General features: G+C 45.0%; 21 protein-coding genes. 15 read left to right on the forward strand and 6 right to left on the reverse strand.

Annotation, left to right across the window (positions count from 1 at the left end; all coding sequences use genetic code 11):
• Positions 1–113 precede the first annotated feature (113 nt).
• The 7 genes from FN831_RS16465 (at position 114) to FN831_RS16495 (ending at position 5,989) form a co-directional block, all read left to right on the forward strand.
• Positions 114–398: a helix-turn-helix domain-containing protein gene (locus tag FN831_RS16465; RefSeq protein WP_142529286.1), complete on the forward strand. Its 285-nt coding sequence runs from the start codon at positions 114–116 to the stop codon at positions 396–398.
• Positions 399–418: 20 nt separating this feature from the next.
• Positions 419–1,069 carry an HD domain-containing protein gene (locus FN831_RS16470; RefSeq protein ID WP_142529424.1) on the forward strand — a complete coding sequence of 217 codons (651 nt, stop codon included), beginning with the start codon at positions 419–421 and terminating at the stop codon, positions 1,067–1,069.
• A gap of 74 nt (positions 1,070–1,143) precedes the next feature.
• Entirely contained in the window at positions 1,144–2,400 is a 1,257-nt protein-coding gene (locus FN831_RS16475; RefSeq protein ID WP_142529287.1) for a putative DNA modification/repair radical SAM protein, read from the forward strand.
• 1 nt (position 2,401) lies between these two features.
• On the forward strand, positions 2,402–3,163 hold the full coding sequence (locus tag FN831_RS16480; protein WP_142529288.1) for a TIGR03915 family putative DNA repair protein: 762 nt from the start codon (positions 2,402–2,404) through the stop codon (positions 3,161–3,163).
• A gap of 49 nt (positions 3,164–3,212) precedes the next feature.
• Complete coding sequence (locus FN831_RS16485; protein ID WP_142529289.1) at positions 3,213–4,238, forward strand: sensor histidine kinase; 1,026 nt, start codon at positions 3,213–3,215, stop codon at positions 4,236–4,238.
• A gap of 86 nt (positions 4,239–4,324) precedes the next feature.
• On the forward strand, positions 4,325–4,966 hold the full coding sequence (locus tag FN831_RS16490) for a DUF47 domain-containing protein (protein ID WP_142529290.1): 642 nt from the start codon (positions 4,325–4,327) through the stop codon (positions 4,964–4,966).
• A 12-nt stretch (positions 4,967–4,978) separates the two neighbouring features.
• The gene (locus FN831_RS16495) at positions 4,979–5,989 is read left to right on the forward strand and encodes an inorganic phosphate transporter (protein WP_142529291.1); all 1,011 of its coding nucleotides are present in this window, start codon (positions 4,979–4,981) and stop codon (positions 5,987–5,989) included.
• Positions 5,990–6,017: 28 nt separating this feature from the next.
• On the opposite strand, the gene FN831_RS16500 is transcribed toward FN831_RS16495, so the two are convergent.
• Together FN831_RS16500 and FN831_RS16505 are read right to left on the reverse strand one after the other, a co-directional pair.
• The gene (locus FN831_RS16500) at positions 6,018–6,884 is read right to left on the reverse strand and encodes an energy transducer TonB family protein (RefSeq protein ID WP_142529292.1); all 867 of its coding nucleotides are present in this window, start codon (positions 6,882–6,884) and stop codon (positions 6,018–6,020) included.
• Entirely contained in the window at positions 6,877–7,455 is a 579-nt protein-coding gene (locus FN831_RS16505; RefSeq protein ID WP_142529293.1) for an RNA polymerase sigma factor, read from the reverse strand. Before FN831_RS16505 ends, FN831_RS16500 begins: the two co-directional genes overlap by 8 nt.
• A 123-nt stretch (positions 7,456–7,578) precedes the next feature.
• Here FN831_RS16505 and FN831_RS16510 point away from each other — a divergent pair, with 123 nt between their 5' ends.
• The 6 genes from FN831_RS16510 (at position 7,579) to FN831_RS16535 (ending at position 14,087) form a co-directional block, all read left to right on the forward strand.
• Positions 7,579–8,367 carry a DUF4197 domain-containing protein gene (locus tag FN831_RS16510; RefSeq protein WP_142529294.1) on the forward strand — a complete coding sequence of 263 codons (789 nt, stop codon included), beginning with the start codon at positions 7,579–7,581 and terminating at the stop codon, positions 8,365–8,367.
• A 141-nt stretch (positions 8,368–8,508) separates the two neighbouring features.
• Positions 8,509–9,756 (forward strand): DEAD/DEAH box helicase, encoded by a 1,248-nt coding sequence (locus FN831_RS16515; protein WP_185960511.1) that lies wholly within the window; start codon positions 8,509–8,511, stop codon positions 9,754–9,756.
• A 50-nt stretch (positions 9,757–9,806) separates the two neighbouring features.
• A complete protein-coding gene (locus FN831_RS16520; RefSeq protein WP_142529295.1) occupies positions 9,807–11,087 on the forward strand; it encodes a replication-associated recombination protein A in 1,281 nt (426 codons plus the stop codon).
• Between the two features lie 2 nt (positions 11,088–11,089).
• Complete coding sequence (locus tag FN831_RS16525; RefSeq protein WP_142529296.1) at positions 11,090–12,565, forward strand: DUF5687 family protein; 1,476 nt, start codon at positions 11,090–11,092, stop codon at positions 12,563–12,565.
• Entirely contained in the window at positions 12,562–13,257 is a 696-nt protein-coding gene (locus FN831_RS16530) for an ABC transporter ATP-binding protein (RefSeq protein WP_142529297.1), read from the forward strand. The genes FN831_RS16525 and FN831_RS16530 overlap by 4 nt, the downstream gene beginning before the upstream one ends.
• 149 nt (positions 13,258–13,406) lie before the next feature.
• The gene (locus FN831_RS16535) at positions 13,407–14,087 is read left to right on the forward strand and encodes an OmpA family protein (RefSeq protein ID WP_185960512.1); all 681 of its coding nucleotides are present in this window, start codon (positions 13,407–13,409) and stop codon (positions 14,085–14,087) included.
• Positions 14,088–14,205: 118 nt separating this feature from the next.
• On the opposite strand, the gene FN831_RS16540 is transcribed toward FN831_RS16535, so the two are convergent.
• Entirely contained in the window at positions 14,206–14,550 is a 345-nt protein-coding gene (locus FN831_RS16540; RefSeq protein ID WP_142529299.1) for a hypothetical protein, read from the reverse strand.
• 94 nt (positions 14,551–14,644) lie between these two features.
• On the opposite strand from FN831_RS16540, the gene FN831_RS16545 reads away from it, so the two are divergent.
• Positions 14,645–15,661, forward strand: a complete 1,017-nt coding sequence (locus tag FN831_RS16545) for a Gfo/Idh/MocA family oxidoreductase (protein ID WP_142529300.1) — start codon at positions 14,645–14,647, stop codon at positions 15,659–15,661.
• Positions 15,661–16,446, forward strand: coding sequence for a M90 family metallopeptidase (locus tag FN831_RS16550; protein WP_142529301.1), 786 nt, complete (start codon positions 15,661–15,663; stop codon positions 16,444–16,446). The genes FN831_RS16545 and FN831_RS16550 overlap by 1 nt, the downstream gene beginning before the upstream one ends.
• Before the next feature lie 73 nt (positions 16,447–16,519).
• Here the strand turns inward: FN831_RS16550 and FN831_RS16555 are convergent, their stop codons facing one another.
• The 3 genes from FN831_RS16555 to FN831_RS16565 are packed head-to-tail and all read right to left on the reverse strand — an operon-like array spanning position 16,520 to position 23,911.
• The gene (locus FN831_RS16555; RefSeq protein WP_246101585.1) at positions 16,520–19,279 is read right to left on the reverse strand and encodes an alpha-L-rhamnosidase; all 2,760 of its coding nucleotides are present in this window, start codon (positions 19,277–19,279) and stop codon (positions 16,520–16,522) included.
• A complete protein-coding gene (locus FN831_RS16560; protein WP_142529302.1) occupies positions 19,279–20,787 on the reverse strand; it encodes a RagB/SusD family nutrient uptake outer membrane protein in 1,509 nt (502 codons plus the stop codon). The genes FN831_RS16555 and FN831_RS16560 overlap by 1 nt, the downstream gene beginning before the upstream one ends.
• Positions 20,788–20,806: 19 nt before the next feature.
• The gene (locus FN831_RS16565) at positions 20,807–23,911 is read right to left on the reverse strand and encodes a SusC/RagA family TonB-linked outer membrane protein (RefSeq protein WP_185960513.1); all 3,105 of its coding nucleotides are present in this window, start codon (positions 23,909–23,911) and stop codon (positions 20,807–20,809) included.
• Between the last annotated feature and the right edge of the window lie 39 nt (positions 23,912–23,950).

Here is a 23,950-nt window from a genome sequence, read left to right on the forward strand (position 1 = left end):
AACCCATATCAGTTGATAATCAGCACCTCTTTATTGATAAAATCAGATTAACAGAAATCCGGCACTTTAAATATTTCGTTAATTACAAAATCCAATTTTAAAAAATTAGATTTATGAAAGACCCAATTGAATTAAAACCTAAAGTTGTAGCAGGCAACATCAGAAAAATCAGAGAGTATAGAAACTATACTCAGGATTACCTTGCGGCTAAACTGTCTATTTCACAGAATGCATACAGCAAAATTGAACTGGGATACAGTAAAATTACTTTAGACAGGTTATTTCAGATTGCTATCATCCTCGACATTGAAGTGATGCAGCTGATCTGTGTAGACCACAGAGTAACGGTTAAACTGGACCCAGCCGCTGGCGATACGTTGAAATATAAGTCTAGTTAGGTTATCTTTGCTCCATGCAAATGGATTTTGATAGTATAATAGAACAAACGATACGTTTTGTAAAGGAGACGCTTGCCGAAGCTGAGGCTGGCCATGACTGGTTTCATATTGAAAGAGTCTACAAAACTGCTCTGAATATCAATGCGCAGGAAAATGGAGATTTATTCACCGTTGCACTTGCTGCGTTATTACATGACATTGCAGACAGCAAGTTCAATAACGGAGATGAAGAAATTGGCCCCCAGATGGCCGGAAAATTTCTTTCTGGCCTCAATATCTCAGCGGAAGTTATTGTCCATGTACAGCAGATCATCCGGAACCTGAGTTATAAATCCAGTTTATCCGGAGTTACTTTTCATTCAAAAGAACTTGACGTTGTTCAGGATGCCGACCGGCTGGATGCCATTGGAGCGATCGGTATTGCAAGGGCCTTTACTTATGGAGGATATAAAAACAGGACCATGTACGATCCCTCTATTCCAAGCGTAGCCAACCAAAGTAAAGAAGCCTATAAAAACTCCAGCGCGCCAACAATCAATCATTTTTACGAAAAGCTGCTTCTTCTGAAGGACCTGATGAAAACCAGTGCAGGAAAAACTCTTGCACAGGAGCGCCATGATTTTATGCTGCGCTATCTGGACCAGTTTTATGCTGAATGGGAAGGAAAGTAGATACTCTGTGCGGGAATACTTATAACTAATAATAATAGTAATTAAATACTATATTTGTTAGCAAATATAGTATTATGTCTGAACGCATTAGAGAAAAACTCAATATCCTGGCCGACGCAGCAAAGTATGATGTTTCCTGTTCATCCAGTGGAGGGACAAGAAAAAATGATAACAAAGGACTTGGGGACAGTCATGCCTCAGGCATATGTCATACTTATACTGAAGACGGGCGTTGCGTTTCGCTGCTGAAAATTCTCCTCACCAACCATTGCATATTTGACTGTGCCTATTGCGTTTCGCGTAAGAGCAATGATATCGAGCGTGCTGCTTTCACCGTTGAAGAAGTGGTAGAGCTGACGATGAACTTTTACCGCAGGAATTATATTGAAGGCTTGTTCCTGAGTTCCGGCATTTTCAAAAATGCGGATTTTACAATGGAACGCCTGCTAAGGGTGGTAAAAAAGCTGAGGCTTGAAGAGCGTTTTAATGGATATATACACCTCAAAACTATTCCGGGAGCAAGTGATGAACTGATCAGGGAAGCAGGGATGTATGCAGACAGGATGAGCATCAACCTGGAAATGCCTACAGAAAGCGGATTGAAATTACTGGCACCGGATAAGAGCCATCAGGATGTGATCAAGCCCTTAGGCTTTGTACAGAATCAGATTGTTCAGTTTAAAGAAGAGCGCAAACTGATCAGGAGCGTCCCTAAATTTGTGCCAGCAGGGCAAAGCACACAAATGGTGATTGGCGCAACGCCTGAAACAGATAAGGACATTATGCATACTGCAGATGCTTTCTACCGCAACTTTTCTCTCAAACGTGTTTATTACTCGGGTTACATCCCCATCAGTAATGATAGCAGAATGCCAATCCTGGGTACCCAGCCTCCGCTGATCCGCGAGAACAGGCTCTACCAGACAGACTGGCTGATGCGTTTTTATGGCTTTCATGTAAATGAACTCCTGAATGATGCAAACCCGCACCTCGATATTGATATCGACCCCAAGCTGAGCTGGGCGCTGCGCAACCTGCAGCATTTCCCGGTGGATATAAATGTAGCTGCTTATAAAGTGATTTTACGGGTTCCCGGCATAGGCGTAGGTTCTGCAAAGAAAATTGTGCAGGCGAGGAAATTTGGCAGGCTCCGTATTGACCAGTTGCAGAAAATAGGTGTAGCTTACAACCGGGCCAAACATTTTATTAAATGCGCAGACAGCCCATATCAGCTAAAAGATTATCAGAGCACTCAGATTAAATCTTTCATCCTTGCAGAAAGCCAGAGTAAATATATTAAGCACGATACCAGTCAGCTGATCCTGTTCTAGCATGCAGATCTATGTATTCGACGGAAGCCTGGAAGGCCTGCTTTGTGCAGTATTTGAATGGTTTGAGCGCAAACCGGGGCAGATACAATTGGTTACTAAAAACGACTTTCAGCCGGATGCCTTTACTGCTCATCTGGATATTCTGCCTGAAGCGGGAAAGGCTGACAGAGTTTGGAAGGGACTGCAGTCACGGCTGCCCAAAGGCTGGATGCGCAGGTTCTATTGTACGTACTTATCAGAAAGCCCTGAAGCATATACGGCTTTATTTGAATTTACCTGCTATATCTTTTCTGCGGAACCAGGTGCGGAAAACAACTATGGTAACCCTCATGTACTTGCAGTGAGCAAGACTGCCATAAAAGTTGAGCGCGAAAAACACAGGATGGAAGCCTTTATCCGCTTTCAGCATACTGCCGATGGCATTTTTTACTGCGGGATAGATCCTGATTTTAATGTGCTGCCCTTAATCATGTCGCATTTCAAAAACCGCTATGCCGATCAGCAATGGATCATTTATGATATCAACCGAAAATATGGGCTGTATTATAATCTTGAAAAAGTTGAAGAAATCAAAATGGATTTTAATGAGCCGAATATGCTGAGGCCTTCTTCAGGATCGCTATCCGACAAAGAAGAGTTATACACTGTTCTCTGGAAAGACTATTTTAAAAGTGCCAATATTGTGGCCAGAAAAAACACTAAACTGCACGTTCAGCATGTCCCGAAGCGGTATTGGAAATACCTGACTGAAAAACAGCAATAAGCGAATACAATTAACATTAAATTGTAAAATTAACTCGTAAATTGCCTACATGAAGTTAAGTGTTTTGGTTCTCATCACGGCGCTCGGAGTTGCGCTCTCTATTGCGTTGGTAAATTTCCATTTTCAGCAAAGCTGGTATTACCTGCTGGTATCTTTCGGGATCTCTTTTGCCACCAGTTTTATCCTGTTTTATTACCTGCTTGAAAAATATATCTATTCTAAAATTAAACTCATCTATAAGCTGATCCACAACCTGAAATTGGGAAAAGACCTGAAGGATGCACTGGGAGAGTATGTAAGCTCAGATCCAATCAATGATGTTGAGCAGGAAGTAAAAGAGTGGGCTGGTGCCAAAAAAAATGAAATCGATGTACTTAAAAAGCAGGAACAATTCAGAAGGGAGTTCCTCTCTAATGTTTCGCATGAATTTAAAACTCCCCTATTTGCAATACAGGGCTACATAGAAACTCTGCAGGATTGCCTGCTTGACGATCCGGAAATGGCGGTAAAATTTCTGCAAAAGGCAGAAAAGAATGTGGAGCGACTGAGTTACCTCATCAATGACCTGGATTCTATTTCTAAACTTGAATCGGGAGAAATACCCATCGACTATCAAAAATTTGATTTTGTCCTGCTGGCAAAAGAGGTGATGGAAGGCCTGGAGGATAAAGCCAAAAAGAGAGAGATCTCGCTGTCCTTCAAGGAAAAATATATGCACCCGGCCTTTGTAAGGGCAGACCGTGAAAAAATCAGGCAGGTGATGATTAACCTGATTTCCAATTCAGTTAAGTACGGTAAAGAACATGGATCAACAGCGATTAAGATCTTCGAGTTACACGATCAGTACCTGATAGAAGTAACGGATGACGGGATCGGGATAGATGAGAAACATTTGGCAAGATTATTTGAGCGTTTCTACAGGATAGATTCGCACCGTTCACGCGAGGTAGGGGGAACAGGACTGGGACTAGCTATTGTAAAACATATTCTGGAGGCCCATGAGCAAATCATTTCTGTAAGAAGTACCCTTCAGATAGGAACAACTTTTGCTTTTACCCTGGAGAAGACAGGTTAAATAACTGAGAAATATAAGACATATGTTAACACTTAACATTAACTTAACATTGTCTTACTACTTTTGTACCATATTTTATTGTTAACATGAATAACATCTTTAAGTTCTTTACACCAAAAGACAAAAAGTTCCAACCTCTTTTTGAACAAGCCGGAAATAATGTTTTAAAAATCTCTGAGGCACTTTTTCTTGCGCTGAGCACGAAAGACTTGGAAAAGAGAAAAGAATATATCAAAGAAATTGAGCGTTTAGAACACGTTGGAGATGATATTACCCACTCTATCTTCCTTGAACTCAGCAAAAATTTCATCACACCATTCGACAGGGAAGATATCCATGCCCTGGCAAGTGCCGTGGATGATATTGCAGATTATATTCATGCGTCCGCTACCAATATCGAATTGTATAACATCAAGAATATTGGTGATGCGATGATTAAACTTGCAGAACTACTGGTAGAAATGTGTACGGATTTAGACAAGGCGATCAGGGAACTGAGAAGTTTTAAAAATATTCGCGTTATCGCTGATGCATGTGTACGTATCAACAGCGGTGAAAATCAGGCAGACTATGTTTGTAATCTGGCTATTGCAAGATTATTTGAATTTGAAACCAATGCTATTGAACTGATTAAACAAAAAGAAGTTCTGCAAACACTTGAAATGGCAACAGATAAATGTGAAGATGCCGCAAATGTGTTGGAATCTATCCTGGTTAAGAACGCTTAAAAAATCATAAAAATGGTAACTACCTTATTGGTTGTTGTAATAATACTGGCTATTGGTTTTGACTATATCAATGGTTTTCACGATGCGGCCAACTCCATCGCAACGGTTGTGTCTACTAAAGTCCTCACACCTTTTCAGGCGGTACTCTGGGCGGCACTGTTCAATTTTGCTGCATACTTCTATTTTACTGATCATAAGGTAGCCAATACAATCGCCAAAACAGTCCTTGAACAATATATCACCTTAGAAGTGATTCTTGCGGGACTTGTGGCAGCAATATTATGGAACCTGTTTACCTGGTGGTATGGTATTCCTTCCAGCTCCTCACATACGCTGCTGGGCGGTTTTGCCGGTGCAGGAATGGCGAAAGCTGCCTCAATGGGCGCCAGTGCCATGGCAGCGATCAACTTTGCGCCAATTCTGAAAGTAGTTGCCTTTATTGTGCTGGCACCGGTAATCGGTATGTTTATTTCAGTAATCATCTCCATTATCCTGCTGCATCTTGCCAAAAATGCCAGACCGTCAGTGGCTGAGTGGTGGTTTAAGAAATTACAGCTGGTTTCATCAGCAGCATTAAGCTTTACGCACGGAGGAAACGATGCGCAAAAGGTAATGGGTATTATATACGTTGCCATGGTTGCATCTAATGTACTCAAAACTGGTGACGCCATGCCAGAATGGATTCCTATTTCCTGCTATGCGGCGATTTCACTGGGCACCATGAGCGGCGGGTGGAAGATTGTTAAAACCATGGGTTCCAAGATCACCAAGGTGAATGCCTTTGAAGGTGTAGCGGCAGAGACTGCCGGTGCAGTAACCTTAGGTTTAACCGAACACTTTGGTATCCCTGTATCTACTACGCATACGATCACGGGTTCCATTGTAGGTGTTGGTCTGCTAAAACGTGTTTCTGCAGTAAGATGGGGCGTAACAGTAAACCTATTGTGGGCCTGGGTATTAACTATACCGGTATCTGCAACCCTCGCAGCTGTTATTTACAGCATTATCCATTTATTGACCTAACTGCTTTCAGCCAGGAAATTGCAAACGCTTAAAAAGCGATTGTATAACTGATCCGGGCACCTGCAGATTTTGGCTGTTCCCATCTAGGGCCATCTTTGATCAGGCGAACAGCTTCGTCATCAAATTCTTTTGCAACACCTTTCTCTATTCTGATTTCTGAGGGATTACCTTCGGCATCTATCCCAAAACTGAGTTCCACAAATTTACCGGTACTGCCGTTCTTAGTGAAGGCATTATGGTCGGTAATATACGTATCAAGACTGGCCCATCCTCCAACCGGAGCAGTTGCAGCCGGCAATACTGAAGCTATCCTTGCATTTACTTTACTGGCAGCCACCTGTGTTCCTGCCTTAGCAGTGTCCTGTTTTACGCCCTGTACATCTGCCGACAATGCAGCGTCCACTTGTACCGGCTGGTTCTCCATTTTCCTTCTGGGACTGATCTGGCCAACACCAACAGGTTTTGGGTTAGCTGCATAATCCTCAGTTACCGCAGAATCAGGTAATGATGCTGAGGGCGCAATATTTACTTCTATGTTTTTTGGTTGATTTTTGAGCTTTGCAATTTCGGTACGGCGTTCCTGCTCGCGCATAAAGAAAATAATGCTCACTGAGATAAACATCACCGCGGCAGCAGCAGCAATGCTGAGACGCTGCCAGGTATATACACTTTCTTTTTTAGCTACCTGCTGCTGGCCGATACGCTCATACAATTGTTTTTGCAGCAGGGAAACATTTTGCGAAGCGCGCTTTGGTGATTCGCTGAGCCCGGCCAGTGCCTGCGCAACAAAGGGATCTTCAAGGGCCTGCTTCTCAATCCGGTGCATAGCTTTGCTGTCTAGCTTACCATCCAGGTAATCTTCCAGTAATTCTATATCTAACCAATCGTTATTCACTGCTATTTTTTTCTATACAAATTTTTAAATTCCTTTTGCCGTTTTGAATATAGCTCTTTACTTTGAGCATTTCATAACCGGTAATCTCGGCAACTTCCTTATAACATTTTTCCTGCAGATAAAACAGGTCTACACTAATCTTTTGTTCTACCGGCAGGGTATCCATGCACTTCTCCATAATGCTGAGCTGTGTCTCTTTGGTGTCTTCGATATCAAGATGCACAAAATCGGCATTTTCCACAAAAACATCATCGATAGATACAGTATCATGTTTAGACATTTTTCGCAGCGCCATCAAACAATGGTTCCGTGTAAGCACGTGCAGCCAGCTTTTGAAGTTTTGTACCTCATGGAGCCGCAGTTTGAGCACCAGTTCTTCAAAGATCTGCATTACTGCGTCTTTACTGGCCTCCTCGTCTTTAAAATAAGACAGGCACACACCATAAACGAGGTGCATGTACCGGTTATACAGCACACCAAGCAGCTCCAGGCTTCCCGTACTTTTATACTGGGCTATGAGCGCTGCATCATCCTGGTTAGTAGTTCCGGCTGTATTCTTTATAAATTTCAAAGTATATATGAAGGAAAATTCTTGTCAAGTATAAAAATATTTTCCGACTGATTTATAGAAATTATGAAAGTTAGTGCAAATGGCCAGAGATTTGCTTAATATTGAATATATTATATATCAATAATGAATCAAATTAAATCTCTGGCGATTGCTTTTTCTGCCATCATTTTGCTGAGTTACAACGTTAACGGCCAGTCTAAATTAGGCACACTGCTTAAAAAAGTTACCACTACACAAAAGGCAGGCGGAAAAACAACAACCACTACCACCACTACTACAACTACCGCAGCCAAACCTACTACACTGGAAATTGGAACAGGGATTAAAGAAGCGCTGGAAGTTGGGATTTCCAGGGGAGCCGACCTGCTGTCAGCAAAAGATGGTTACCTGGGCAACATCGCCGTGAAGATTCTTTTCCCTCCTGAGGCACAAAAAGTTGAAAAAACACTGCGCAGCCTTGGTTTGGGATCACTGGCCGACAACGTTATCACGAGTTTAAACCGCGCGGCTGAAGATGCAGCGAAAGAAGCAAAGCCGATCTTTGTTTCTGCCATCAAGCAAATGACGGTTACTGATGCAACCAATATCCTTCTTGGAAACCAAAACTCTGCTACAGAATATTTTAAAAAGGCCACAACAGCACAGCTGATGGAGAAATTTAAACCGGTAATCGCCGGCAGCCTTGAAAAGGTAGGGGCAACAAAATATTGGGGCACCGCTACAGGCCAGTATAACAAACTGCCTATGGTAACGAAGGTAAATACTGATCTGTCTGACTATACTACGCAAAAAGCTATCGAGGGCATGTTTATACAGGTGGCGCAGGAAGAACTAACGATAAGGAATAATATTGGCGCACGCTCCTCTACATTATTGCAAAAGGTGTTTGGCTATGCCGATCAGCTTAAATAATGATAAAGCAGTGAAATGGTAATGTAGCCTCCTGATTAATGTTGTAGCTGATAAAAGCCTGACAAGCTTGATAAAAAAAACAATTACTCATAAAAAAAAGCTACTTTTATAGAGAACAATTACGAATAACATACAGGTATATTGGATTTTAAAGATTTTAATTTTAACCCCGATCTTTTAGAGGGTTTATTAGCGATGGGTTTCAGAAATGCAACTCCGATACAACAGGAAGCGATTCCACTCATCCTTGCGAAAAAAGACTTAATAGCGTGTGCTCAAACAGGTACTGGTAAAACAGGAGCCTATCTGCTGCCGGTCATGAATATGATCAGCCAGACAGAGAACCGCCATAATAACACACTCATTCTTGCGCCTACACGTGAACTAGCGCAGCAGATAGACCTTCAGGTAGAAGCATTGTCCTATTTTACTAATATCAGTTCTTTAACTGTGTATGGGGGTGGTGACGGGATTGCTTACGAACAGCAAAAACGCAGTATGCGTGAGGGTGTAGATATCATTATTGCCACACCAGGCAGGCTGATCTCACATCTTTCCTCAGGTTTACTGAAGCTGGACCAGCTGCAGCACCTTGTACTGGATGAAGCTGACAGAATGCTGGACATGGGTTTCTATGATGACATCATGCGCATTGTAAGTTTCCTTCCGGAGAAACGCCAGACGGTACTTTTCTCGGCAACGATGCCTCCGAAAATCAGAAAGCTGGCCAGCAGCCTGCTGCATGAGCCTGAACAAATCAGCATTGCCATTTCTAAACCGGCAGCAGGTATTAACCAGCAGGCCTACCTTGTGCATGATGCACAGAAGGTGAAACTGCTGACAGAGCTGATGAAAAATGTGGAATACCCGAGTATCCTGATCTTTGCCTCTACAAAAGAAAAGGTAAAAAATCTTGGCAAGGTTTTCCGCGGACTGGGCTTTAAAGCTGAAGCTTTTCACTCAGACCTGGATCAGAAAGAACGGGAAGCGATCTTATCAGAGTTTAAGAACAAACGTGTGCCTGTACTGATCGGAACTGATGTATTATCAAGGGGTATCGACGTAGAAGGTATTTCGCTGGTAATCAACTTTGATGTGCCGCATGACCCTGAAGATTATATCCACAGGATTGGGCGTACCGCCAGGGCTGCTACTACCGGAACAGCAATAACTTTAGTAAACGACAAAGACAAACGCAAGTTTGCCAACATAGAAAAACTAATCGGGAAGACAATCGACAGGATGCCATTACCGGAGCATCTGGGAGAGGCACCTGCAGAAGGTGAAGCCCCGGCATCGGGCGACCGCAAACCGGAACAGAGAAAGCCTCAGCGCAAATTCTGGAAGAAGAAACCCAAGACTGCCGGCAGCGCGCCCAAGTCTGAATAACATTGAACAGGAGCAACAAATTTGCTCCTGTTTTTTTTATCTTTACTGTTATGCAAAACCTACCTCCATTAGCAGAACGTATGCGTCCGCACAATCTGGATGAGTATGTTGGCCAAAAACACCTGGTAGGGCCAGACGCCGTTTTGCGTAAGGCCATACAAAGCGGTCAGCTGCCATCGATGATCTTCTGGGGTCCTCCGGGCGTTGGCAAAACTACTTTGGCTTTTATTATTTCACAGACGCTCGACCGCCCTTTCTTTAATTTAAGCGCCATTAACTCCGGTGTAAAAGATATCCGCGAGGTGATTGATAAAGCAGCACTGCTAAAAGACAGCCTGTTGGGTTTGCCTATTTTGTTTATTGATGAGATACACCGCTTTAGCAAATCACAGCAGGACAGTCTGCTGGGTGCAGTAGAACGAGGATTGGTGACCCTCATTGGGGCAACTACAGAGAATCCTTCTTTCGAAGTCATCTCCGCACTACTTTCCCGCTGTCAGGTGTATATCCTCAAATCTTTGGATGAGGATGAGCTCTCCGGTTTACTGCATACCGCAATTCGTGAAGATGTATTGTTGAAGGAGAAGAAAATCACAATAAAAGACCACGAAGCACTGATCCGCCTGTCTGGTGGTGATGCCAGGAAGCTCCTGAACGTACTGGAAATTGCAGTAAACGGAATTGGCGGCAAGACCATTGTATTGACCAACGAAAATGTACTGGAGCATGCCCAGCAAAATCTTGCCTTGTATGATAAAGCTGGCGAACAGCACTATGATATCATCTCAGCCTTTATTAAATCTATCAGGGGAAGTGATCCCAATGCGGCAGTGTACTGGCTGGCCAGGATGATTGAGGGCGGTGAAGACCCTTTATTTATCGCCCGCCGCCTGCTGATCCTTGCCTCCGAAGATATCGGCAATGCCAACCCCAACGCGCTGCTACTGGCCAACAATTGTTTTCAGGCGGTAAATGTAATCGGTTACCCTGAGGCCAGGATTATTCTTGCCCAGGCCGTTACTTACCTGGCTTCTTCAGTGAAGAGCAATGCCTCTTACGAAGCCATCAACCATGCACAGCAGCTGGTGAAACAGACAGGCAACCTCCCTGTTCCGCTGCATATCAGGAACGCGCCTACCAAGCTGATGAAAAATATAGGTTATGGTAAAGACTATAAATACTCACATGGTTATGAAGGAAATTTTGCTGCCCAGGAATATTTACCTGAACTGATCAGCGGCACAAAATTATATGACCCCGGAAAAAATCCGGCAGAAGATAAGCTGAGAGAAAAACTCAGGCAGAACTGGAAAGACAAATACAATTACTAAATATGTTCTCAACATTTTTACACCACCAGTGGATTGGTTTCTGGAGATCAAGAAATAAAGGCGGAACTATTGCGGCACAGGTGATCCTGGGTTTTTTCGCAATTTATCTTATTGGGGTATGCTTTCTGGTAGGTTTTGTAATGGAAGACCTGATTGATAAGTTCCTGCCCGGGCGCGATGTCTTTACCGTATTCAATGGCATAATCCTTTATTATTTTGCCATTGATTTTATCGTACGCCTGCAGATACAGGAATTACCCACCCTGGCGATTACGCCCTACCTGCATCTGAATATCTCCAAAAGGAAGCTGCTGAACTTCCTGCAGATCAGGTCTCTGCTGTCGGTGATCAACATTTTTCCCCTCATCATTTTCTTTCCCTTTTGCATCCGGAATATCGGGCTTGAATATGGAATTTTTGCGTGCGTAATATACCTGAGCAGTATATTCTCTCTGGTCATATTTAACAATTATGCTGCACTATATTTCAAAAGGGTTTCGGCAGAAAACATTAAAATCGTTATCCCTGCCATTCTGGCTTTGGCAATTGTTGGCGGACTCGAATACCTGCATATATTTTCTATAGCGGCATTTTCTGATGAGCTTTTCAGTTTTATTGCCACTCATCCGGCCGCAGGCTGCGTTTTCCCGGCACTTGCCATCTCGATCTTTCTGATCAACGACAGGTATCTCAAAAACAATCTTTATCTGGAGAACCTCAGATCGGCTGAGGAAAAGAAATCCAGTACAGACTACCCCTTTCTGGACAGGTTCGGTGCGGCAGGTACGCTGGCAGCACTGGAGATCAAACTCATTTTAAGAAACAGACGCCCTAAGGCTACGGTGACCAAGGCTTTGCTCCTCTTGTTTTATGGTTTCATCTTTTATAAAGGGGATCTGATTGCCTCCAGTCAATTTGGGAAGATGCTTTTTCCAGCGGTGTTCATGACAGGCAATACAATTCTGATTTATGGACAGTTTATGTTTGGCTGGCAGGCGGCCGAATTTGATGGAATATTGGCAAACAGCGTGAACATCAAAGATTTTTTCAGGGCAAAGCTGATCCTGCTGACAATCTCAGCATCGTTGCTAACGGTACTCACTACATTTTATGCCTATCTCAGCTGGAAGATCCTGATTTTACATCTTGCAGCATACCTGTATAATATTGGGGTAAGCAGCATCGTTGTGCTCTATTTTGCCACAAGAAATTACAAATACATTGACATCAGCAAGGGAGCGCAGTTCAACTGGGAAGGCGTCAGTGCTTCAACGATGCTGCTTGCACTTCCAATCCTTTTATCACCTTATCTGATTTACTTCCCCCTCTCCCTGATTGGACCATACTGGGGGCTGCTGGGCATCACTTTTCTGGGCATAGCAGGTTTAATTACGCGGAAATTCTGGATCAGTTTTCTGGCGAACGAATTTCAGAAGAGAAAACATCAGATTGCCGCAGGCTTTAGAGAAAGATCATGATTATAGAAATAAACAAACTAAAAAAAACATATGCCGGCCGTACGGTTACTGACATTGAGCAGCTGACAATCGGCGCAGGAGAAACTGTAGGGGTTATCGGTAACAATGGTGCAGGAAAAACTACGCTCTTTAGGATGTTGCTTGATCTCATACGCCCTGATTCCGGAGAGATTTTGTCGAAGGGAAAGAATGTAGCTGATAATGATCAGTGGAAGCAGTATACTGCCTCTTACCTCGATGAAGGCTTTTTAATTGATTACCTCACCCCCGAAGAATATTTTATTTTTATCGGCAGCCTGCATCAGATGAAAAGCCGCGAGGTAATGGATTACCTGCATAGATATGAAGAATTTTTTAATGCTGAGATCCTTGACAGGGGAAAGTATATCAGGGACTTTTCAAAGGGCAACCAAAACAAGATCGGTATAACTGCAGCACTTATGCAGCAGCCGGAATTGCTGGTACTGGACGAGCCTTTTGCAAATCTTGACCCAACTACACAGATCAGGCTGAAAGCCAATATTAAATCACTGAAGTCAGGCACGCTGACCACATTGATCTCCAGCCATGACCTCAATCATGTAACCGATGTTTGTGACAGGATCATCCTGTTCGAAAAGGGCAGGGTAATCAAGGATATTTACACCAATGAGAATACGCTGGAAGAACTGGAAGCCTACTTTTCTCAATAGTGTACACAATTGTAGTCAGCAGCAAAAGGAAGCATGACAGAACCGCATGAGCCGAAATGTAATATACTTGTGTTTATACAATAAATGAACAAAATCTCAACTTGGCATTACCTTTGTTTTAGTCCGGAGATTAACAAACAATTATGAATATGATTACTTCAAAATTTAAAATAGCTACATTCAGTATAGCCTTATCAATTGCTGCAATGGGATTTCAAGGCTGCGATAGTTTAACAAAAACTCAAAAAGGAGCCGGAATTGGTGCTGCTGCAGGTGGTGTTTTAGGTGCAATTATTGGTAAAAAAGCGGGTAACACTGCTGTTGGAGCAATTATAGGTGGAGCGGTAGGTGGTACAGCTGGTGGATTCATTGGTAAACGTATGGATAAACAGGCTGCAGAAATTCAGAATACAATCCCGAATGCAGAAGTTGTACGTGAAGGCGAAGGTATTATCGTCAAATTTGACAGTGGTATTCTTTTTGATTTTGACAGTGCCAATCTGAAAGCACAGGCTAAGGACAATGTAAAGTCACTGGCTAACTCGATCAATGAATATCCTAACACGGAGATCAGGGTAATTGGACATACGGATAACAAAGGTACTGAGACTTACAACCTGAACTTATCAGAAAAAAGAGCTGCTGCCGTTAAGGCTTACGCTGTTGCACAGGGAGTACCTGCTTCACGTTTAACTACGCTGGGTAAAGGATTCTCTGAACCTATCGCAGACAACACTACAGAAGCCGGAAGAGCTGCTAACCGTAGGGTTGAGGTAGTAATTACAGCAAATGATCAGTTGAAAAAAGAAGCTGCTGCACAAGCAAACTAAAATTATAGTCTGCGCTACCCTGAGACGATTTAAATATTGTTACAGGCTCTGCCTGACATTAAACAGCAAAAAACCGGAGTACTTTGTATTCCGGTTTTTTTGTGAACTGATAACAGTTCTATTCGTAGATGTCTTCGAAATAAGAGATCGTGAGCGACTTCAGCAGCAGCTCCTGCTCCATCATCGCAAAGGATGGAACCGGTTTGAGGAGTTTCCAGTGCGGCCACCCGTCCTGGTCAAGTCCTTCCAGTTCGTAAAATCCCATCTCACTCAGCAAACGACAGGTAGCGATGTGCATCAATTCTTCCTTCTGGCGCTTACTGTATTTACCCGGCCCCTTGCCTAATTCCTGAACACCTATTAAAAATAACATCACTTTCAGATCTGGTATATCTGAGTCGAATTCCTGCGCAATCTTTTGCTGCAGAACCTTCCATTTTGCATTTATTTCTGCTGGCTTCATATACAAAGATAGAAACAAAAGGAAGGTTTATGACATTATAATTAATACATAAGTTTTGAGATTTGTTACTTTTAACCCATAAAAACAGAAACGAATGAGTACAGTAATATCAACAGGGCTATTGGCCTACGGAATGTCCGGCAAATTATTTCAGGGCCCTTTTATTGATGCACATCAGGGATTCAAATTACATGCAGTTACCGAGCGCCACGAAAAGAATGCTGAGAAAGACTTTCCGGGTATTATCAGTTATGATAGTACCGATGAGCTGATCGCTGATGAGAATATTGACCTGATCGTGATCAATACGCCAAATTATCTGCATTATGAAAACGCTAAAAAGGCATTGGAGGCAGGCAAACATATTCTTGTTGAAAAACCATTTGCTGCTACTAGTGAAGAAGCTACAGAAATCTTTGAACTGGCAGAAAAACTGGGTAAAAAGGTATTCGTTTTTCAGAGCCGCAGATGGGACAGTGATTTTAATGCTGTCAAAAAGATTGTTGACAGTGGCAAACTGGGAAAACTGTCTGAAGTAAATTTCAGATACGACCGCTATAAAGCCGGGATTGGTGTTAAAAGCTTTAAAGAAGAGCTGTTTCCCGCTACCGGACTTCAGTATGACCTTGGCCCGCATTTGCTCGACCAGGTGATCAGCCTCTTTGGCAAACCAGACTCTTTTCACAAGATCTTGGGAAAAAATAGGGCTGGTACCAAGGTTGACGACTATTTTTCTATTCATTTGAGTTACCCCAACAGCGTTAATGTTTTTGTTCATGCGAGCATGCTCGTAGTTGATGTACAGCCTTCATTTGTGCTGCATGGAGAAAAAGGTAGTTTTATCAAGGAACGTGCGGATATCCAGGAAGAGCAACTTTTGAAAGGGATCAAACCCAACGATGCTGGTTTTGGCGTAGAAGCCAGGGGCAAGGAAGGTAAGCTGACTCTGATTGACACAAACGGAGAGCGGACACAGGAACTTGTGCCGTCTGACAGTGCTACTTATCTTTCTCTGTTTGAAGAGGTATACCAGTCGCTCGTGAATGACAAAGCTTTTCCTGTAACGCGGGAACAGATACTTGCACAGCTTGAAATACTGCAGGCGCAATAATGGGCCCATATCTTATACTTATTGCTGCATTTATCATTGCCCTTTATTTTATCTTCAGAAAGAAAGGGCAATCCGCGGAGGTCAGCGGTTTAACGGAAACGGATAAAAAGCTGCTTTCGGACCATGTAAGCTATTACCAGAAATTAGCTCCCGACGGGCGCTTAAAGTTTGAAGCCATGGTAACCGAATTTCTGGGCAGCGTCCGTATCGAAGGCGTGGGAATAAGCATTGAGCCGCTGGACCGGCTTCTTGTTGCCTCCAGCGCAATCATTCCTGTTTTTGGATTTGAGCGCTGGACATATCAGAACATCAGCAGTGTATTGCTCTATCCGGATACCTTTAATAAGGATTTTCAGTTTGAGGGCGCCGAACGCAGTATTCTTGGAATGGTGGGCACGGGCTATATGAACGGCCAGATGATCCTGTCACGCTCTGCTTTGCAGCAGGGTTTCTCTGCTAGTGCAGGAAAGGAAAATACGGCCATTCATGAGTTCGTTCATCTGCTGGATAAATCTGATGGTGCTACCGACGGTATTCCCGAAAATCTCATGCCACATCAGTATATCATTCCCTGGGTAAAAATGATCCATCAGGAAATAGCCAGGATTGAGCAGGGCAAATCCGACATCAATCCCTATGCGATTACAAATGAAGCGGAATTCTTTGCTGTAGTTTCTGAGTATTTTTTTGAGAAGCCAGAACAGTTTAAAGACAAGCATCCGGAACTTTACCGGATGCTTGCTGATACCTTCCTGCAGGACCCTGCTAATAAAGCAGGGATCTGACAGAATATACATTGATCCGATATTCCTGTTGAGACTATCGGATCAATGTGCCTCTTTTAAACAGGCAATAGTACTATTGTTTGTATTCAAAGTGATAAATCCCTGATCCTACATTTACTTTGAGATCCTTACCCTCGGTGCTGGTTTTGAATACACCCGCAGCTTTTTTAACAGGATTCCCGGATTCTGTAATGGCAGCTTCTGCTCCCCCGGGTAATACGACTACTGCCGAAGTATTGGGCGGTACCACTACATCAAGCTGCAGCACCTGGCTAGACCTGGTCCATTTGGCACTGGTTAAACCGTATAGTGTCTGGAGTTCGGCAGCGGCATAATTCAGGTTGCCGCCTGGTTTTGGTGTAACAGTAATCTTTTTATACCCCGGTCCGGATTCATCAGTATCCAGTCCCACCATGGTGCGGTACATCCAGTCGCCAATAGCTCCATAAGCATAATGGTTAAAAGAGTTCATATCGGTTGTCTGGAAAGTACCATTCGGTTTTTGCCCGTCCCAGCGTTCCCATATGGTGGTTGCACCTGTTTTTACCGGATATAACCATGAAGGATAGGTCTCCTGCAATAACAGGTCATACGCCACATCGTTATGGTTAAACCTGCTGAGCACATGGCACAGATAAGGAGTGCCCAGGAATCCCGTGGTAAGGTGGTTGCCATAACTTTTGATATTTTCTACGAGGCGGTCTGCAGCCTGCGCGCGAAGCTCTTCGGGCAGCATATCAAAGTTGAGCGCCAGCACATAGGCAGTTTGTGATCCTGATACCATGCGCCCGCTCGGAGTAATATACTCTTTTACAAAAGCTTTTTTGATGTTTTCCAGCTGTTCACTGTATTTGCGCACATCTTCATCTTTACCCAGTACGCGGGCGGTGTTGATGAGCAGCTGGGTAGAATGTGCCCAGAAACATTGGGCAATCAGGTATTTGTCGGTAATCGCCGCCCTGCCATCATTATCGTCATCAGGACGGTAAAAAAGCCAGTCGCCAAAGTGAAAACCGGTATTCCAGAGGCTGTTCACGCTCTTGCCGGTCATGAAGTCTACCCAGGCTTTCATGCTGCTGTATTGATTGCTGAGGATGTCCTTATCGCCATAGGCAAGATACATATCCCAGGGAATAACAGTGGCCGCATCGCCCCATCCGGTAGACCCTGCCTGGTCGCCCAGTACATTGGGAATTACAAAAGGAACGCTGCCGTTCGGCAACTGATCGGCGGCCAGATCTCTGAGCCATTTGGTAAAAAATCCGGCTACCTCCATATTATAGGAAGCGGTACGTGAGAAAACCTGTGCATCACCCGTCCAGCCAAGGCGCTCATCACGCTGCGGACAATCTGTAGGCACATCTACAAAGTTCCCCTTCTGCCCCCATTGAATGTTGTGCTGCAACTGGTTTAACAGGGGATTTGAAGTGCTGAACGTTCCCGTAGGTTTCATATCTGAATAGATGGCCACAGCTGTAAAATCTGCCGCTGAAGGCTTTCCCGGAAAGCCTTCAAGTTTGATATAACGGAAACCCTGGTAAGTGAAATGAGGTTCGTATTCTTCCACTGCAGCGCCCTTGAGGGTATAGGTAACCAGTTGTTTGGCACTACGCAGGTTGGCAGTGTAAAAGTTGCCCGCTTTGTCGAGCACTTCGCCATGTTCAATTTTGACAACGGTACCCCTGGCCCCGTGTACCTTAAACTGTACCCAGCCTACAAGGTTCTGGCCAAAGTCTATCACAGTTTCGCCGGCTGGCGTAGTGATGATCTGTTTGGGTTTAAAAGTTTCGTGTTTGCGCGACAGCGGACTGATGCTGGCTTCGAGGCGCTCCGCGCCGGCCGAAACCACTGCCACAGGTTTCCATTTACTGGTGCTGGCAGTATTTTCCGCCCATCCGGGAACCTCTAAACGGGCGTCGTAGGTTTCTCCATTGTATATATCAGAATACAGGATAGGTCCTTTAAGATATTTCCAGGATTCATCGCTCTGCACAACCTGGCGCTGTCCGTCGGTAAATTCGATCTCCAGCTGCAGCAATCCGCTGAGCTGGTTCCCATAATAACCGTGCTGGGTTTTGAAGGGAATCTGACTGCGGTACCAGCCGTCGCCGAGCGCAAAACCGATCGTATTATTGCCGGATTTGAGGAGATCGGTAACGTCGTAAGTCTGGTAAAGGAGCCGTTTATGGTAGCTGGTCCATCCGGGGGTAAAGAAGTCGCTGCCGATCTTTTTACCATTCAACCTGGCCTCGTACATACCATGGGCCGTGATATAGGCAGTGGCCGATTTGATGGGTTTGGAAAAGCTGAAGGATTTGCGGAAATAGGGGCTGGGGCCAACAACAGTATCGCCCACATAGGTGCTGATCCATTTGGCCGACCAATCGGATGTTGACAGCATACCCATCTGCCAGTAATCTACCTGGCTCCAGGCAGAGCTGTGTTTATGGTTATCCTTTACACGCACCTGCCAGTAATAACGCGTTTTGGCCTGCAGCGCCGGACCAGCATAAGCGATCTGTACCGAGGCATCGCTTTTAACCTCCCCGCTTTGCCATACAAGGTTTCTGCCGGCAGCGGTACCTGCAGCATCTTTACCCACCCTGATCTCGTAAGAAGTTTGCATCGTTGCGCGCTCGTCGCTTTTAAGTTTCCAGCTCATTCGCGGATGCAGGGCATCCAGGCCCATGGGATGGTGCATGTATTCTACGGCCAGATCGCTGACACTGAGCTGCTGGGCATGCGCCTGGCTGCCAGAAAAGGTTAGCATCAGTACAAGCGCTATACCGCCACTGTATAATTTAGGAATGTTTATCAGAAAAGGCTTGTTCATTACTGTGGATTTTGGGTTAAATTATCTAAGGTAACATCACGTTGTGGTAAAGGCAGCAGCAATTTATTGGCCGTAACTACATAAGATCCTGCAGGAATATTGCTAAACTGCTGCATCTCTCTTTGTCCGTGGGCGGTCATTACCGTTACAGCGGTACCTGAACGTACAAGGTCATACCAGCGCTGGTTTTCAAAGGCAAGTTCTACCCTGCGTTCCTGCAATACCGCAGCGCGGAAGGCTGCCTGATCGTTCACAGCAAGTAATGGATTTGCATTACCAGCCGATTTATCAGGAAGCGCCGCACGCGTGCGTACCCTGTTGAGTAAGGTAAAAGCTTCGCCACCGGCGGTAAAACCCTGTTCGTTGAGGGCTTCTGCCATCATCAACAAAACATCTGAATACCGTAAGATAGGAAAATCATCGTTAGTCCTGTTGCGGTCTACAAATCCATGATTATATTTTTTCACATAAGGTACGTTGACGAATTTGCCATCGGAACCTATGAAACCGGTACCCAGGGACACATCTTTACGTGCATCTCCGGCTTCGTAAGCATTGAGCATGTCCTGAGTTGGGATATTCCAGCCGTTGCCGCTGCCAAGGTTAGTTCCCGGATCACCGGTAACGGCACTGCCCGAAGTCCAGGGTGCAAACTGGTAAAGAAAATTGCTGGCGAGCTCCGGTTTGGTACCGAGGTACTGGATTTCGAAAACAGATTCTGCATTGTTTTTATTGGAAGGATCGAACACACTGGCATAACTGGGCAGCAGGCTGTAGCCGGTAACCTGGCGCAGGGCGGTAAGCGCTTCGGCGAATTTCTTTTGCGTCAGGTAAACCTTGCCCAGCAGTGCAAAGGCAGCGCCTTTGGTGGCACGGCCGAGATCGGCCCCGGTATAGCTGGCAGGCAGCGAGGTAGAGGCAGAAGTTAAGTCGGCCACAATCTGTGTGTACACGTCGGCCACAGCAGCGCGGCCGGCAGATTTGGAATCACTGGGCGACTGCACCGCAGTAATCCTTAAGGGAACACCACCAAACTGCTGTACGAGGTTAAAGTAATGCCAGGCGCGCAAAAATTTGGCTTCGCCACTGTATTGTGCTTTGGCTGTGGCTGTCATGGTGATGGCATCCAGATGGTCGAGCACATCGTTACAGCGGGAAATGGCAGTGTAAGTGAGCGACCAGTACGTTTGTATTGGCGGTGCCGTAGCGGAAGATAAAAACTCGTCTACAAACTCACGCTGCTCCTGTCCTCTGTCGGTTGCATTGTACTGATACGAGGTATTATCCGAGCGCATTTCGCCAAAAAGCCAGTAGCTGGTATTGCCGAGGCCGTTTAGTGAACTGTAAGCACCGTTTACAGCCTGTTTGATATCGGTCTCAGTTTTGAAGAAGTTCTGTCCTACAATGGTAGCCTCGGGCGACTGCTCCAGGAAATCCTTTTTACATCCTTCTGCAGTAATGAGCAGGATACAAAGGGGAAGGACTATGTATTTTATCGTGGTTTTCATGATTATCAGATAAGCTTGTCTAAAAAGTTAGGTTAAGTCCCATGATCAGCGTTCTTGCCAAAGGATAGTTGGTAAAATCTTCTCCCGGTGTTAAAGCACTGCCTGTGGCGGTATTGGCCTCCGGATTACCATTGTACTTGGTAAAGGTGTACAGATTTTGGCCACTGACATAAAAACGGGCACCTTTGATCAATTTGGATTTGGCAAGCAGGGAGCCCGCAAAATTATAACCAAGGGTTACGTTCTGCAGGCGCAGGAAACTGGCATTTTCTACCCATGAGGAGTTGACATCACGGTAGATGACCCTTGAACCGTTAGTGGTGGGCGTAAACCCATCACCCGGATTTTGGGGCGAGCGCCAGCGGTTGAGTACCTTCTGGTCTACATTGAATACACCGTCAATGTTGAGCAGGTACTGATTGGCTGTTTTGAGTTCCTGACCGCCCTGCGAACCAACAAAGATTACACTGAGGTCAAAGTTTTTGTAGGAGAAGGAGTTGCTGAAGCCATAGGTAAAGTTGGGCTGTGCATGACCAATCACGGCGAAATCTTTGACAGGTTCTATAATACCATTGCCATCTACATCTTTATATTTGATAGACCCTACTACGGAAGTAACGTGGTGAGGCGAATTGTTGAGGTCTGCCTGATCTTTATAGATACCTTCTACCACATACCCATAGAACTGCCCGATCGGCTGACCCACCTGAGTAACATGTGTGTAGGAACCCTCGCCACTCAATCCGCTGTAAATAGGATCATTATTGGCATTGAGTGCCAGCACCCTGTTGCGGTTAAAGGAAATGTTGGCATTGGTGTTCCATTTGAACTGGCCCTGCAGGTTTTTCGTAGACAGGCCAATCTCAAAACCGCGGTTACGGATTTTACCGGAGTTGATAATGGCATTCGAGTATCCGGATGACTGCGGGATCTCACTGTTGTAGAGCATACCAGTAGTTAAACGGTTATAATAATCGAGATTCAGGTAGATACGGTCTTTGAATAATCCGAGGTCGATACCCCCATCAAACTCTTCGGAATTTTCCCAGGTAAGATCGGGGTTATTCAGTGTAGTGGATACCCTGCCCGGAGCCAGGTTGCCATTAAAAGCATAGTTGGCGGTGCCGACATTGGAGGTATAGGTATAATTTCCGATATTAAAGTTACCGGCTTTACCAAAACTGGCGCGCAGTTTCAGGTCGCTCAGCCATTTGGTATCTTTCAGGAAGTCTTCCTGCGACACTCTCCATCCGATAGCAGTGGAAGGAAAGGTACCATACCGCTGGTTGCTGCCAAAGCGCGAAGAACCATCAGTACGGATAGTTGCCGTGATCAGGTATTTATCCTTATAGGAATAGTTTGCCCTGGCCAGGTAGGAAATCAGCGACCATTTCTGGATATCCTCTCCATAGGTGCTGATTACCGCTGCGGCATTGATCGTTTTAACCAGGTCATCAGGATAGTTATCAGCGAAAAGTGTAATCGCATTCATTCTCTCCTTCTGTGCACTGAAACCTGCAACGGCACTCACATGGTGATTGGTACCAAAGGTTTTATCATAGCTCAGCAACAACTCCGACAGCCAGTTGAAGGTAGTATTTTTATAGGTATTGGAATTTGGCACTACCGGTGCGGGGTTACTCTCTCCACCTACGGTTGAGGGGTTAAAGTTGAATGAGTTCTCACTGGTGTAATCTACATTGTAGCTGTATTTTGCTTTTAAGCCGGGGATAATCTGATATTCTGCATAGGCACCGCCCAGGCCACGGAAATATTTATCCTGCGTTCCTGCAAATTGAAGTGAGTTGAGCGGATTTGGCGCCCCGATGCCGCCCGGAGAGTTGATATAGGAAGTACGGTTGCCATTCACATCAGTTACAGGAACAATAGGGCTGAGCCATAAAGCACGCGTGATCACGTCCCGGCCCCCGGAATCAAAATTATTACGGTTCTGCACGCTGTTGGTGGGAGCCAGGTTAATGCCCACCTTTAATTTTTTACTGACGTTAGTTTCTATATTGGCACGGATGGAGTACCGGGAAAAGTCGGTATACCTGATGGTACCCTCCTGGTTAAGACGGTTGACCGAAAAGTTATAGTGTGTATCTTCTGTACCTCCGCTGATACCCAGGTCCAGGCTATTTTGTGTGGCCCTGCGCAGGATCTCATTGTACCAATCCGTACCCGCCCCGTACTGCGCAGGGTTACGGAATTCTGCAGGAATATCTACCTGGGTAACCGGTACACCCCTGAAAGCAAAATCATCAGTAATGATATCCTGGCGGAACTGCGCATACTGCTCTCCATTGAGCATTTTAGGCCTGCCACGCTGCGGGACGGATTGGGTGCCGACATAAGAATTGAGGGTAATGACCGGCGCACCTGTTTTTCCCTTTTTAGTAGTGATCACCACAACCCCATTTGATCCGCGCGAACCATAGATCGCCGTAGAGGAGGCATCCTTAAGTATAGTGACCGACTCGATATCATCAGGATTGATCACATTTAATGGATTGTACGTTAATCCGGCAGTATTGGAGATGGGATAACCATCCACCACAAACAAGGGATTATCTCCTGCCCCTATGGATCCGGAACCACGGATTTTAATGGTTGACCCTGCCCCCGGCGACCCAGTATTGGTACTGATCTGCACACCGGAAACCTGGCCTACCAGCTTCTGGTCTACAGAGGTAACCGGCAGATCTTTGATCTGTGCCAGGTCTACCGTAGCCACGGAACCTGTCAGATCTTTCTTTTTCTGCACCCCATACCCTACTACTGCTACCTCAGAAAGGGCGGCGCTGGCCGGACTGAGCTTTACACTGATAGCAGCACCTGTGACAGGTACCTCTTTGGTCTCATAGCCTACAAAAGTAAAGATGAGGGTATTGCCTTTTGCAGCGCTGATAGAAAACAGGCCATCGGTATTGGTTGAAGCCCCTTTGCGGGTTTCTTTCACATAAACTGACACCCCGGGTAATGGTGTATTGTCATCTGCGCTGGTTACTTTTCCCTGCACGGTGATGTCTTGCGCCAGCAAACTGCCACTGCAACAAAACAGCAAGAAGAAAAATAGCATAGGGCTACCCGGAAAACGGAATAGTAGAAATTCTCTTTTCATAACTGGAATAATATTTGGATGATCTAATGTATAGGCCAT

The sequence above is a fragment of the Pedobacter westerhofensis genome, assembly GCF_900182595.1.
GTDB classification, from domain to species: Bacteria; Bacteroidota; Bacteroidia; order Sphingobacteriales; family Sphingobacteriaceae; genus Pedobacter; species Pedobacter westerhofensis.